The sequence below is a fragment of the Pseudomonas sp. RW409 genome (assembly GCF_003184125.1).
Classification (GTDB): Bacteria; Pseudomonadota; Gammaproteobacteria; order Pseudomonadales; family Pseudomonadaceae; genus Aquipseudomonas; species Aquipseudomonas chlororaphis_I.
Map to the genome: position 1 here is coordinate 373,392 of NZ_QHHP01000021.1, position 14,168 is coordinate 387,559.

Annotated in this window: 11 protein-coding genes; 6 read left to right on the plus strand and 5 right to left on the minus strand. The window is 62.3% G+C overall.

The genetic code is table 11. The features are described from left to right. Positions 1-222 precede the first annotated feature (222 nt). From DK261_RS10455 to DK261_RS10465, 3 genes are all read left to right on the plus strand, one after another. The gene (locus DK261_RS10455) at positions 223-849 is read left to right on the plus strand and encodes a response regulator transcription factor (RefSeq protein ID WP_009050106.1); all 627 of its coding nucleotides are present in this window, start codon (positions 223-225) and stop codon (positions 847-849) included. An 8-nt stretch (positions 850-857) separates the two neighbouring features. Then, positions 858-3,062, plus strand: a complete 2,205-nt coding sequence (locus DK261_RS10460; RefSeq protein WP_110175683.1) for an ATP-binding protein — start codon at positions 858-860, stop codon at positions 3,060-3,062. A 219-nt stretch (positions 3,063-3,281) separates the two neighbouring features. Next, complete coding sequence (locus DK261_RS10465) at positions 3,282-6,230, plus strand: HD domain-containing phosphohydrolase (protein WP_110175684.1); 2,949 nt, start codon at positions 3,282-3,284, stop codon at positions 6,228-6,230. Between the two features lie 7 nt (positions 6,231-6,237). Here the strand turns inward: DK261_RS10465 and DK261_RS10470 are convergent, their stop codons facing one another. Together DK261_RS10470 and DK261_RS10475 are read right to left on the minus strand one after the other, a co-directional pair. Next, on the minus strand, positions 6,238-6,720 hold the full coding sequence (locus tag DK261_RS10470) for a GAF domain-containing protein (RefSeq protein WP_053269649.1): 483 nt from the start codon (positions 6,718-6,720) through the stop codon (positions 6,238-6,240). After that, positions 6,717-7,607, minus strand: a complete 891-nt coding sequence (locus DK261_RS10475; protein ID WP_009050110.1) for an ATP-binding protein — start codon at positions 7,605-7,607, stop codon at positions 6,717-6,719. The genes DK261_RS10470 and DK261_RS10475 overlap by 4 nt, the downstream gene beginning before the upstream one ends. Positions 7,608-7,771: 164 nt before the next feature. On the opposite strand from DK261_RS10475, the gene DK261_RS10480 reads away from it, so the two are divergent. Beyond that, complete coding sequence (locus DK261_RS10480; RefSeq protein ID WP_009050111.1) at positions 7,772-10,093, plus strand: response regulator; 2,322 nt, start codon at positions 7,772-7,774, stop codon at positions 10,091-10,093. On the opposite strand, the gene DK261_RS10485 is transcribed toward DK261_RS10480, so the two are convergent. The 3 genes from DK261_RS10485 to msrB form a co-directional block, all read right to left on the minus strand. After that, positions 10,077-10,538 (minus strand): MarR family winged helix-turn-helix transcriptional regulator, encoded by a 462-nt coding sequence (locus tag DK261_RS10485; protein ID WP_028683058.1) that lies wholly within the window; start codon positions 10,536-10,538, stop codon positions 10,077-10,079. The genes DK261_RS10480 and DK261_RS10485 overlap by 17 nt on opposite strands. After that, on the minus strand, positions 10,535-11,020 hold the full coding sequence (locus tag DK261_RS10490) for a glutathione peroxidase (protein WP_110175685.1): 486 nt from the start codon (positions 11,018-11,020) through the stop codon (positions 10,535-10,537). The genes DK261_RS10485 and DK261_RS10490 overlap by 4 nt, the downstream gene beginning before the upstream one ends. A 112-nt stretch (positions 11,021-11,132) precedes the next feature. Then, the gene (gene msrB / locus DK261_RS10495; RefSeq protein ID WP_009050114.1) at positions 11,133-11,525 is read right to left on the minus strand and encodes a peptide-methionine (R)-S-oxide reductase MsrB; all 393 of its coding nucleotides are present in this window, start codon (positions 11,523-11,525) and stop codon (positions 11,133-11,135) included. A gap of 224 nt (positions 11,526-11,749) precedes the next feature. Here msrB and DK261_RS10500 point away from each other — a divergent pair, with 224 nt between their 5' ends. Both DK261_RS10500 and htpX read left to right on the plus strand, forming a co-directional pair. Continuing rightward, entirely contained in the window at positions 11,750-12,961 is a 1,212-nt protein-coding gene (locus tag DK261_RS10500) for a pyridoxal phosphate-dependent aminotransferase (protein ID WP_009050115.1), read from the plus strand. A gap of 303 nt (positions 12,962-13,264) precedes the next feature. Then, a complete protein-coding gene (gene htpX, locus DK261_RS10505) occupies positions 13,265-14,155 on the plus strand; it encodes a protease HtpX (protein ID WP_007931437.1) in 891 nt (296 codons plus the stop codon). The last annotated feature ends 13 nt before the right edge of the window (positions 14,156-14,168 follow it).

Sequence of the window (14,168 nt, forward strand, 5' to 3'; positions counted from 1 at the left end):
CCCTTTATTGCCCTGCGAAAACTGCACTAAACCGCCAACATCTCCTTACCTTTTACATGGCTGGATACTCATTCCTACTTTCAACTGAAAAACCGCTGTAATCCGAAACCGTCTTTCATGTAAGAACTGCCTTATTGTCCCCAACCCCGCCTTAACCCGCATATATCCACTGTCCTGCCTGCGCTAAGGTCCAGCCCTGTATTTATTCCCACGGGTTTGACCATGAGTTCTGTTTTCATCATCGACGACCATCCCGTTATCCGACTGGCCATCCGCATGTTGCTGGAACATGAAGGTTATAAAGTCGTCGGCGAAACCGATAACGGGGTCGATGCCCTGCAAATGGTCCGTGACAGCATGCCGGACCTGATCGTGCTCGATATCAGCATTCCCAAGCTCGACGGGCTGGAGCTGCTGTTGCGATTCGGCGCCCTGGACAAGTCGCTGCGGGTGCTGGTGCTGACGGCGCAGTCGCCAGCCCTGTTCGCCGGGCGCTGCATGCAGGCCGGGGCCTGCGGCTATGTGTGCAAGCAGGAAGACCTGAGCGAAGTGCTCAGCGCCATGAAGGCCGTGCTGTGCGGCTACAACTACTTTCCGAGTCATGCCCTGCAAACGCCAAGGCAGGATGAAACTTCGAACGACGAACTGAACCGCCTGATGTTGCTCAGTGATCGGGAACTCATGGTGTTGCAACTTTTTGCCAAGGGCAGCACCAGTACGCAAATAGCCAACAGCATATTTCTCAGTGGCAAGACCGTCAGCACCTATAAAAAAAGAATCATGCACAAACTTCGCGCGACTTCCATGGCGGAACTTATCGAGTTGGCACAACGTCACGAACTGGTGTGAGAAACAGGATGTTCAAACACATTTCTTATTATTTAACCCTGACGGCCACGACCGTTCTGGCGGTACTGTTTCTTGGCCTGGTCGAGGCCGGGCAACGAGAGTCCGGAATAACATCCGCCCCTCAGTGCACTGGCACCGCGCCTTGTCTTGAATCGGCTGCCGACCCACCTCTCGATAACGGCCATCGCGGGCTGCTCCTGCTCGCTGGCCTGGGGCTTGGCGTGCCGCTGCTGGCGTCCCTGGGCTGGAATGCCTGGCTGCACCGGCGCCTGGCCCGCCAGCAACAGGCCGCGCATGATCTTGGGCAGCAGCTCGCATTCATGCAGGCCTGGATCGACGGCGTGCCGCATCCGACTTACGTGCGCGACCGCCAGGGCTTGCTGCAAAGCTGCAATGCCAGTTACCTGGAAAGTCTCGCCGCCCACCGCGAAGCGCTCATCGGCAAAACCCTGTTGCAGGGCGTCATGGACGATCCCGGGCAGGCCCGCGAATATCACGCTGACTACCAGCGGGTCATGGCGCAAGGCCGCCCGCTGCTGCGTGACCGTCCACTGCGCCTGAACGGGCAGGAACTGACCGTCCAGCACTGGGTCCTGCCCTATCGGGACGCGAACGGCGAGGTCCGGGGCATCATCGGCGGCTGGGTCGATATCAGCGAACGCCATCGGCTCAGCGACAGCCTCGAGGCCGCCCGGCAACAGGCCGAAGCGGCCTGCCGGGCGAAAAGTGCATTCCTGGCCAGCACCAGCCACGAACTGCGCCGCTCGATGAATGCGCTGATCGGTGCGCTGGAACTGCTGCAGCAGCGCTCCGCCAGCCAGTCCCAGGATGGTCCGGTCATTGAAATGGCTTATCGCTCGGCGCGGACAATGCAGGCCCTGGTCGACGATACCCTCGATATCGCCCGCATCGAATCAGGCAGCCTGGCGCTGAAGCCTGAATGGCTCGACCCGCACCTGCTTGTCGAAACCGTTGTCAGCGAGTTCGACAGCCAGGTCCGGGAGAAGCATCTCAAGCTGCTGCCGACCTTCCACTCCAGCCTCGAGCCGGTCGATGTGCTGCTCGACCCGCTGCGTTTCAGGCAGGTCCTGGGCAACCTGCTGCACAACGCGATCACGTTCACCGAACAGGGCCAGATCAGGGTCCATCTCGACCTGCAAGCGGCCACGCAGCCGCAATACGTGCAACTGATGCTGCAAGTGACGGACAGCGGCATCGGCATCGACGAGCAGGATCAGCACAGGCTGTTCGAACCCTTCTTCCAGGTCCAGGCTCGCCCCCTTTCCCGGCCTGACGGCGCCGGGCTGGGCCTGACCCTTTGCCGTCACCTCTGCGAGCTCATGCAAGGCACGCTGCAACTGGCCAGCCAGCCGGGCATAGGCACGGAAGTGCGGGTCCTGTTGCCGCTGGCCTGTCAGCCTGCGCGAAAACCCGCGACCCTCGTCGAGCCACTCATTGCCCCTGCCACCCGGGCCTTGAACGTACTGGTGATTGACGATCATTCGGCGGACCGCCTGCTGCTGGGGGAACAACTGCATTTTCTCGGGCACCGCTGCCGCACCGCCGAAGACGTCGAGCAAGGCTTCGAGCTCTGGTGCAAGGGGTTCTTCGACCTGCTCATTGTCGATTGCAACATGCCGGGCATGCACGGCTACGAGCTGATCCGCGCCATCCGCGAGCATGAACGCCTGGAGTCCCGCGCGGCCTGCCGGGTATTGGGGGTGACCGCCAGCCCCCGACCGCAAGAGAGACAGCAGTGCGAACAGGCCGGCATCGATGACTGCCTGTTCAAGCCTGTCGGCTTGGCGACCCTCAGTCACAAACTGGCTGGCCTGCAACCGCGGCCCTGGAATGGCGTGTTCAGCCTGAAAGCGCTGCGCACCCTGTCCCGTGGCAAACCGCAGTTCGCCCTGCGCATCCTCACCGAACTGCTGCATTGCAGCTATCGGGACCGCCAGCAACTGATGGCCCTGCCCTGCGAGCCACCGCCCCGGGCACTCGCGGAACTGGCCCACAAGATCAAGGGCTCGGCGCTGATGGTGCAGGCCAAAGACCTTGAAGCGCAGTGCGAAGCCCTTGAGCAGGCCGTTCTGGAAGACGCGGACAGGCAAACCCTGACGCAGCGCAGAACCGCCCTGGAACAGGCCATGCTCAAGCTCGAACGGGCCCTGCTGTGGCAGATCGATCAACAGCCCAGCGCGCCCCTGACCTGAGCCCCATCACCAACGCAACAGCTTGTGTTTGCCGCTAGTTGCCAGATAAATATCAAAAAGCCACTATCCTGTCAGTCGGCCGCAAAAGCCTCATGGCGAGTCTCCATCAGACTGCAATTCGCAACGCCTCCGGAGCTGCCTCCCCTGAGCACAATGCACCTGCCTTAACTATGCTGAGACGTTGAGCTGCGCATCACGCGCCCCCTGGAGAGAGCTGTAATGCCGAGCACGCTGTCGTTCGATAAACGCCGATTTCCTCTCCATGTGCATATCAGCGTGATGTTCACTTGCCTGCTTCTGCTGACCGGCGTGGTGCTGGGCGTTTTCAATTACCAGCAGACCACCCGCATCATCCTTTCCAGCAGCGAAAAACTGTTCCAGCGCATCGAACAGGACGTGCAGCTGGACCTGAAAGCGACCTACGAACCGATTCGCCATCTGCTCAGCCTGCTGGTGGGCAATCCGGCCGTCCAGGCCACCGACCTGGGGCAACGCCTGGCGCTGCTCGGGCCTTTCAGCCAATCGCTCAAGGACAATCCCGAGTTGGCTTCCCTCTATGTGGGTTATGCCGACGGGGACTTTTTCATGGTCCGGCCCTTGCGCAGCCAGGCCTTGAAGGAGGCCCGCCAGGCCCCCGGACCCGCGGCCTATGAAGTCTGGAGCATCGAGCGCGACCGCCATACCGGGCAACTGCATTCACAGTCGCTGTTCTACGACGCCGACCTCGCCCTGGTCAGCCGCCGGGACAATTCCCAGGAAGCCTACGACCCGAGCAGCCGCAACTGGTTTGCCAACGCCAAGGCCGACACCGATCAGATCACCACCGAGCCGTACGTCTTTTTCTCCACCCGCAACGTCGGTACCACCCTCGCCCGCCGCAGTGGCCATAACGCGGTGATGGGCGCCGACCTGACCCTGGAACAACTCTCGGCCACCCTGGCCAAGCATCGGGTCACGCCCAGCACTGAAATCGCCCTGGTGGATGGCAATGGCCATGCCGTGGCTTATCCGGACAGCCGTCGGCTGATCGTCGAAGAACAGAGTGCCCGGCTGATCCGCGCCAACGACCTGAACCCGGCCCTCGATGCGCTGTTGCAGGGCAAGGCCCAGGGTAATCGCCTGCGACTCAAGGATCGCCAATGGATAGTTGCCAGTCGTCATCTGCAGGAAGGTGGGCCCCGTGGCTTGCAGCTGGCGCTGCTGGTGCCCGAGGACGAGTTGCTGGCGGACGCCTATCGCATGCGCTGGCAAGGCGCGCTGATCACCCTGAGCATTCTGCTGCTGTGCCTGCCGCTCGGCTGGCTGACCTCACGGGTGCTGGTCAGGCCGTTGCGCGCCCTGGTGCAGGAAGCCGACGCCGTCCGCAGCTTCGATTTCAACTACCCGCTGACCCGCCGCTCGCCGGTGCTGGAAGTCGACCAGTTGAGCGTGTCGATGGCCCGCATGAAAGACACCCTGGCCAGCTTTTTTGAAATCACCGCCAGCCTTTCCGCGGAAACCCGCTTCGACCCGCTGCTGCAACGGGTGCTGTTTGAAACCATGAAGATCGGCCAGGCCCAGGCCGGGCTGATCTACCTGCGGGAAAACGAAGGCATGAGCCTGGAGCCTCACGGCCTGATCATTGCCGGCAATGTCCAGGACCTGCCGGCATTCGACATACGGAGCCAGGATGCCCAGCACGACGCAAGCCCGGTGTGGCTGCGGCAACTGGCGAACAGCGAGAACGTGGTCACGACCCTGGGGTTCGAGCAGGCGGCCGACCTGCAAAGCGTGCTGCTGGCCATGAACTGCCCCAGCGTCCATCTGATCGGTATCCGCCTGCACAATCGTCACAACGAAACCGTCGGCATCCTTGTCCTGCTGTTGGCCGACAGCGGCCAGGAAGCCGACCTGGAAAAGCTGCGCCCGGACCGCATCGCTTTCTTGCAGGCAGTCTCCGGCGCCGCGGCGGTCAGCATCGACAGCCAGCGCTTGCAGAACCGGCAAAAGCAATTGCTCGACGCCTTCATCCAGCTGCTGGCCGGGGCGATCGATGCCAAGAGCCCGTACACCGGCGGGCATTGCCAGCGGGTGCCGGCGCTGACCCTGATGCTGGCCCAGGCCGCCGCGGCCAGCCAGCAACCGCCGTTCAGCGCCTACCAGCCCACCGAGGACGAGTGGGAGGCGTTGCATATCGCGGCCTGGCTGCACGATTGCGGCAAGATCACGACCCCCGAGTACGTGGTGGACAAGGCCACCAAGCTGGAAACCCTGAACGACCGCATCCACGAGATCCGCACCCGCTTCGAGGTGCTCAAGCGCGATCTCTGGATCGACTATTGGCAGGCTCGTGCCCAGGGTGGCGATGAGGCTTCGCTGGCGGCGATCCGCGATGCCGGCCTGGCGGAACTGGACGACGACTTTGCCTTTATCGCCCGCTGCAACCTCGGCAGCGAAGCCATGGCCGAGGCCGATCTGCAACACCTGGAACGAATTGCCCAACGCACCTGGAGCCGCACCCTGGACGATCGCCTGGGCGTGTCCTGGGAAGAAAACCGCCGCCAGCAACGTACCCCGGCGGCGACCCTGCCGGTCACCGAACCGCTGCTGGCCGACAAGCCCGAGCATCTGATCGAACGCAACCCTTGCGAGCTGATTCCGGCGGACAATCCCTGGGGCTTCAAGCTCGATGTGCCGCCCTACAAGTACAACCGTGGCGAGCTGTACAACCTGAAAATCGGCAAAGGCACCCTGACCCGTGAAGAGCGCTACGTGATCAATCACCACATGGTGCAGACCATCCGGATGCTCAGCCACCTGCCCTTCCCCAGCCACTTGAACAGCATCACCGAGATCGCCGGCGGCCATCACGAGAAAATGGATGGCACCGGTTATCCCAGGCAGCTGAAACGGGAGCAGATGAGCCTGCCGGCGCGGATGATGGCGATCGCCGATATCTTCGAAGCGCTGACCGCGGCCGATCGCCCCTACAAGAAGGGCAAGACCCTGAGCGAAGCGCTGGGCATCATGGCGACCATGTGCCGCGATGCCCATATCGATCCGCAGCTGTTCGAGTTGTTCATCCAGACCGGGATCTACCAGCAGTACGCCGACCGCTTCATGGAACCGCAGCAGATCGATGCGGTAGATCCCGAGGGCGTGCTGGGCAAGGCCGGCCTCAGGGCCTGACGCGGGCTCAGCAGTCGGTCAGGCGCAGGAAAATTGCCGCCAGGCGCTCGATGCCGGCCTGATCCTCGAGGGTGAAGCGGGCGATTTTCGGGCTGTCCAGATCCAGCACGCCAATCAGCCGCCCAGCCTTGACCAGGGGCACCACCAACTCACTGTTGGAAGCGCTGTCGCAGGCGATATGCCCGGGGAACGCGTGCACATCCTCGACCCGCTGGGTCTGCAGGCTCGCCGCGGCCGCACCGCACACGCCACGCCCGAAGGGAATGCGCACACAGGCGATCTGGCCCTGGAACGGGCCGAGCACCAGTTCCTCGTTGCGATTGAGGTAGAACCCGGCCCAGTTCAAGTCGTCCATCTGATTGAACAGAAACGCCGAGAATTGCGCGGCGTTGGCGATGAAATCGCGCTCGTCGGCCAGCAACGATTCCAGCTGGGCGCACAGCAAGGCATAGCCGTCCAGGCCTTTGCCGGTGTTCTGCAGATCGATCATGCTTTTTGCTCCAACAACTGCAAACCTACCCAGTAGCGTGCGAACTGATACGCGCAGCGACCATTGCGATTGCCGCGGCCGGTGGCCCAGCGCACGGCGAGGATGTCCAGGGCTTCGTCACGCTGCCATTGCAGGCCAGCCTTGCTTCCCAACTCGCCGATCCAGTGCTCGACCACGTTCAGGTAATGCTCCTGGGTGAAGGGATAGAACGACAGCCACAGGCCGAAGCGGTCCGACAGGGCAATTTTGTCTTCCACTGCCTCGCTCGGGTGCAACTCGCCATCGACGCGCTTCCAGTTCTCGTTGTCGCTTTCCTTCTCCGGCACCAGGTGCCGGCGGTTGGAGGTGGCATACAGCAGCACGTTATCCGGGGCCTGCTCCAGCGAGCCGTCGAGCACGCTCTTGAGTACCCGGTAGTCGCCCTCGCCCGACTCGAACGACAGGTCGTCGCAGAACAGCACGAAACGTTGCGGCAGCTTGACCAGTTGCTCCACCACCCGCGGCAGGTCGGCCAGGTGATCGCGCTCGATTTCGATCAGGCGCAGGCCATGCTCGGCATGCTCGGCCAGCAGCGCGCGGACCAGCGACGATTTACCGGTGCCGCGCGAGCCCCACAGCAAGGCGTGGTTGGCCGGCAGGCCGTCGAGAAACTGCCGGGTATTACGCCCCAACTGGTCGCGCTGGTTGTCGACACCGATCAGGTCGGACAAGCGCATGTCCAGGCTGACCTCCAGCGGCAGCAGAAAACCGCTGCGGCCTTCACGTTGCCAGCGCGCGGCCAGGCATTGGCTCCAGTCGATGGCTTGTCGCGGCGCGGGCAACAGCGGCTCGATACGCGCCAGAACCGCGTCGGCGCGTTCAAGAAAAGCATTCAATCGAGATTCCACGACTTCTCCTCGGGCAGGTTCCCAGTAATGATGTGGCACGCAGACGAAACGACCTTCCGCCGCCCAGGTCTATCGCAGGCGAACGGTGCCGGGCCCTGCCGGCACACACTGACGATCAGCTATGCTTGCCCAGCGAAGGGAAACGGAAATTGGTTCAACACCCCATGGACATCAAGTTCACCAACCGCCTGTCTTACAAGCAAGCCAGGCTCACTGTGCTGGTCGGGTTTGTCCTGGGGACGGCGCTCAGTCTGCTGCAAATCGGCATCGATTATGCCAGCGAAGATGCCTCCATCAACCGGGAAATCAACGCGCTCCTGGAAATCAGCCACAATCCGGCCTCGCGTATCGCCTACAACATCGACTCCGAGCTCGCCCAGGAGCTGACGCTCGGCCTGCTGCGCTCGCCGGCGATCATCCGCGCCCGGCTGATCGACAACAACGACACTTTGCTGGCCAACGTCACCCGACCGGCCCAGCAAAGCCCCTACCGGATGCTCAGCGACTTCCTGTTCGGCGCCAAGCGCGAGTTCCAGGACCGCCTGTACCTCGATCACCTGCCCTCGGAATCCCTCGGCGTCCTGCACCTGGAAGTCGACACCTACTCGTTCGGCAGCCGCTTCCTGCGCCGTGCGGAAATCACCCTGATCAACGGTTTCATGCGCAGCCTGATCCTCACCGGGCTGCTCCTGGCGCTGTTCTACGTGATGCTGACCAAACCCCTGGTCGGCGTCATTCGCGAGCTCAGCGGCCGCGATCCGCGCAACCCCGACCAGACGCGACTGGACTTTCCGCCCAGCCACGAACAGGACGAGATCGGCGTGCTGGTCAAGGTCGCCAACCAGCAGTTCGACAACATGGCCACCGAGATCCAGCAACGGCGCAATGCCGAAAACCGCCTGACCGACTACCTCGGGCAGCTGGAAAATATCGTCTCGGCGCGCACCACCGAGCTCAAGGCGATCAACGACCGGCTGAGCCAGTCCAACGAAGAGCTGGAAATCGCTCGTAGTACCGCCCTCGACATGGCCCAGGCGCGAGCCGCTTTCCTGGCCAACATGAGCCATGAAATCCGCACGCCGCTCAATGGCTTGCTGGGCATGATCGCCCTGTCGCTGGACAGTCCGCTGAACGCCGAACAACGCCAGCAACTGTCGATCGCCCACGACTCCGGCAAAGTGCTGGTGGAGCTGCTCAACGATATTCTCGACATGTCCAAGTTCGACGCCGGCCAGTTGGAGCTGGAGCGCATCCCCTTCGACCTCGGGGTGCTGGTGGAGGACACCGCCAACCTGCTGTCGCAGAACGCCGCGCCGAGTGTCGAGCTGGCCTGCCTGATCGAGCCGGAGTTCCCGGCGCTGGTCCTCGGCGACCCCACGCGCGTGCGGCAGATCGTCAGCAACCTGCTGTCCAACGCCCTCAAGTTCACCCGCTTCGGCCGTGTCGATGTGCGCCTGCGTAGGCTCGAAGACGGGGTCAGGATCGAAGTCTGCGACACCGGCATCGGCATCGCCCGCGAGGCCCAGGTGAAGATCTTCCAGCCCTATACCCAGGCCGGCGCCGGGATCACCCGGCAATACGGCGGCACCGGCCTGGGCCTGGCGCTGACCTACAACCTCTGCGAAGCCATGCAGGGGCGCCTGAGCATCAGCTCGGAAGTGGGGTTTGGCAGCCAGTTCTGTGCCGACCTGCCGCTGCCCTGCCACACGCCTGCCAGCCCACCGTCGCCTCTGCACGGCCAGGTGCTGGCCATTACCTCCGAAGGCAGCGGGCTGGCCGAACTGCTGAGCGTGCAGTTGCCGTTCTGGGGGCTGGAATATCGGCGCTGCGATCTCGATGAATCACTGCTCGGGCAGAAGCCGGACCTGTTGATCACCGACTGCCCGGAATGCCTGTTCGGCCTGCGCCCGAGCATCAGCGCGCCGATTCTGCTGGTCACCGCCTACGGCAGTTTCCTGCCCAGCGAAGAAGCCAGCGCCCTGGCGCCGTTGCAGCAACAGGCGCGGCCATTGGCGCGCAACGCCTTGTATCAGACCCTGCGCCGGGCCCTGCTGGCCGAAACCGCGGTGATCAATGAAACCCAGTTGGAAACCCTGGCGCCCCTGCGCCGCGCCTTCATCCTGCTGGTGGAAGACAACCCGGTGAACCAGCTGGTGGCCAAAGGCATGCTGAGCAAGCTCGGCTGCGAAGTGACGGTCGCCTCCCAGGGCGCCGAAGCCCTGGACGTGCTGGAGCACCAGCATTTCGACCTGGTGCTGATGGACTGCAACATGCCGGTGATGGATGGCTACGAGGCCAGCCGGCAGATCCGCCGCAGCGGCCGCTGGCCGGACCTGCCGATCGTCGCCCTGACCGCCAATGCCATGCCCGAAGAGCGCGAGCGCTGCCGGGCCGCGGGCATGAGCGACTACCTGGCCAAACCCTTCCGCCGTGAAGAGCTGATCGCCCTCTTGGACCTCTGGGTGCCGACTACGACAGCGCTTTGACCTGGGCCAGCAGACGGTCCAGGCCATTGCGCAATTCGCTCAGGCTGTCGAGGTCGACACCGCTGTCGCATAACAGCGCGGCCTTGAGCGGCGGCACCTGATCGCGCAGGGCCAGGCCGGCCTCGCTCAGGCTCAGGTGCACCTCGCGCTCGTCGCGGGACGAACGCTGGCGCTGCACCAGTTGCAGCTGTTCAAGGCGCTTGAGCAGCGGTGTCAGGGTCCCGGAATCCAGCGCCAGGCGTTCCCCCAGTGCCTTGACCGTCGGCAGCTCTGGCGGCGTGGCCTGCCATTCCCAGAGCACCAGCATCACCAGGTACTGCGGATAGGTCAGGCCCAACTGGTCGAGCATCGGCTTGTAGCCCCGCACTACGGCCCGCGAGGCGGCGTACAGCTTGAAGCACAGCTGGCTGTCGAGTTTCAGCGAATCGGCGGACAGGTCGGTCATTTGAGCAGGGCTTCAATCTCGCGGGTCAGGTCCTGGGGCTTGGTGGCCGGGGCGAAACGCTTGACCAGCGCGCCGTCCTTGCCAATCAGGAACTTGGTGAAGTTCCACTTGATGCCCTGGGAACCCAATACCCCCGGCGCGCGTTTTTTCAACTGCACGAACAGTGGATGCGCCTCGGCGCCATTGACGTCGATCTTCTTGAACAGCGGAAAGCTGACGCCGTAGTTCAGCTCGCAGAACTCGGAAATCGCCCCTTCGTTGCCCGGCTCCTGCTTGCCGAACTGATTGCAGGGAAAGCCCAGCACCACCAGGCCCCGGTCCTTGTAGGTCTGCCACAGTTCTTCCAGGCCCTTGTACTGCGGGGTGAAACCGCACTTGCTCGCGGTGTTGACCACCAGCACGGCCTTGCCGGCGAAGTCGGCCAGGGTCTTTTGCTCACCCTTGATGGTGGTGCACGGAATGTTCAGCAATGTGTCACTCATGGCGCGGACTCCAGAAACGAAAGGTGCGATAAAAATAGCGCTCAATTAAATTGCGTGCAATTTAATTAGCCAAAAAGCGATTTCGAAAAATCGCCTTGGGCGCCCACTACGATCAGCGTGGAACCAGGTCCAGGCACACCGAGTTGATGCAGTAGCGCAGGCCGGTCGGCGGCGGACCGTCCGGAAATACATGCCCCAGGTGCGCATCGCATTTGGCGCAGACCACTTCGGTGCGGATCATGCCGTGGCTCAGGTCACGGATCTCGACCATGGCGCTCTCGCCGATCGGCTCGTAGAAGCTCGGCCAGCCACAACCGGAGTCGAATTTGGCCTTGGAGTCGAACAGTGGCGCATTGCAGCAGATGCAGTGATACACACCGTCGGTCTTGGTGGCGTTGTACTTGCCCGAGAACGGCCGTTCGGTGCCTTTGAGGCGGCAGACGTTGTACTGCTCCGGATCGAGCATGGCACGCCATTCTTCAAGGGTTTTTTCCAGCTTTTCCATGGTCCTTCCTCTGCAACTGAAAAAGCCCGATCTGTATCTTTTCCACGGATCGGGCGGCACGTATGATTGCGCCTCGTTAGACGCCAGTCTGGCAGCCGTGTTACACGGGTTCAAACGGATTTTGCCGCCGCGAACCCAGGCTTCAGGCCTGTGTGCAAACGCAGGATTCCCAGTACGGTAGCTCACTCACCGTCTGGATCGTTCATTTTCGGGAACACATCGCCATGCAGGTCAGCAAATCGAACAAGCTCGCCAACGTCTGTTATGACATTCGCGGCCCAGTGCTCAAGCACGCCAAACGCCTGGAAGAGGAAGGCCATCGCATCCTCAAGCTGAACATCGGCAACCCGGCGCCTTTTGGTTTCGAAGCGCCGGACGAAATTCTCCAGGACGTGATCCGCAACCTGCCGACCGCACAGGGCTACAGCGACTCCAAGGGCCTGTTCAGCGCCCGCAAGGCAGTCATGCAGTACTACCAGCAAAAGCAGGTGGAAGGCGTCGGCATCGAAGACATCTACCTGGGCAACGGCGTTTCCGAACTGATCGTCATGGCCATGCAGGCCCTGCTCAACAACGGTGACGAAGTACTGGTACCGGCCCCGGACTACCCGCTGTGGACCGCGGCCGTGAGCCTGGCCGGCGGCAACCCGGTGCACTACCTGTGCGACGAGCAGGCCAACTGGTGGCCGGACATCGCCGACATCAAGGCCAAGATCACCCCGAACACCAAGGCCCTGGTGATCATCAACCCGAACAACCCGACCGGCGCGGTGTACCCCAAGGAAGTGTTGCTGGAGATGCTCGAACTGGCGCGCCAGCACAACCTGGTGGTGTTCTCCGACGAGATCTACGACAAGATCCTCTACGATGACGCCGTGCACGTCTGCACTGCCTCCCTGGCGCCGGACCTGCTGTGCCTGACCTTCAACGGCCTGTCCAAGTCCTACCGGGTGGCCGGTTTCCGTTCCGGCTGGGTGGCCATTTCCGGTCCCAAGCACCACGCCCAGAGCTACATCGAAGGCATCGACATGCTGGCCAACATGCGCCTGTGCGCCAACGTGCCGAGCCAGCACGCCATCCAAACCGCGCTGGGCGGCTACCAGAGCATCAACGACCTGGTGCTGCCGCCGGGCCGCCTGCTGGAACAGCGCAACCGCACCTGGGAACTGCTCAACGACATCCCCGGCGTCAGCTGCGTCAAGCCCATGGGCGCGCTGTACGCCTTCCCGAAAATCGACCCGAAAGTCTGCCCGATCCACAACGATGAGAAGTTCGTCCTGGACCTGCTGCTCTCGGAGAAACTGTTGGTGGTTCAGGGCACCGCCTTCAACTGGCCATGGCCGGACCACTTCCGTGTCGTGACATTGCCGCGGGTCGATGACCTGGAACAGGCGATCGGCCGTATCGGCAGCTTCCTCAAGTCGTATCGCCAGTAAGCCTTGCGACGCAGTGCGACCGCCCCGGGTCGCACTGCGATTAATTCAGCAACACTTCTGTACTCCCTGCTGCGCCTACCCTTCTGTATCTTTGCCTTGCACCTCGTGCTCAGTGGTAACACGCCTCTGAAGCGCTGGTCAGCTTCCGGTGCCTTCCCCACCTGCGACAGAAAGCTCATGCAAGCGTCTAAAATCAGCCTGCAGGACACAGTTTGAAATAGTCACTCGGTTGAATAGGCCGGTGCCGCACCTTATATACCCCGCAGAACGCTACATCTTTAGCATGAGGAGATTTCTACAACCATGATGCGCATCCTGCTGTTCTTGGCCACTAACCTGGCGGTCGTGCTGATTGCCAGCATCACCCTGAGCCTTTTCGGCTTCAACGGGTTCATGGCGGCCAATGGGGTTGATCTCAACCTCAATCAGCTGCTGGTTTTCTGTGCGGTCTTTGGTTTCGCCGGTTCCCTGTTCTCGCTGTTCATCTCCAAGTGGATGGCGAAAATGAGCACCAGCACCCAGATCATTACCCAGCCTCGTACTCGTCATGAGCAATGGCTGCTGCAAACCGTCGAGCAACTGTCCCGCGAAGCCGGGATCAAGATGCCAGAAGTCGGTATTTTCCCGGCCTACGAGGCCAACGCCTTCGCCACCGGCTGGAACAAGAACGACGCACTGGTCGCGGTGAGCCAGGGCCTGCTCGAGCGCTTCTCGCCCGATGAAGTGAAAGCCGTGCTGGCCCACGAGATCGGTCACGTGGCCAACGGCGACATGGTTACCCTGGCGCTGATCCAGGGCGTGGTTAACACCTTCGTGATGTTCTTCGCGCGCATCATCGGCAACTTCGTCGACAAGGTGATTTTCAAGAACGAAGAAGGCCAGGGTATCGCCTACTACATCGCGACCATCTTCGCCGAACTGGTCCTGGGCATCCTGGCCAGCGCCATCGTCATGTGGTTCTCGCGCAAGCGCGAATTCCGTGCCGACGAAGCCGGCGCGCAGCTGGCCGGTACCGCGGCAATGATCGGCGCCCTGCAACGCCTGCGCTCGGAACAGGGCCTGCCGGTGCACATGCCCGACACCCTGAATGCCTTCGGCATCAACGGTGGCCTCAAGCAAGGCCTGGCTCGCATGTTCATGAGCCACCCGCCGCTGGAAGAGCGTATCGACGCACTGAGTCGTCGTCGCGGATAATGCTGGCGCAACA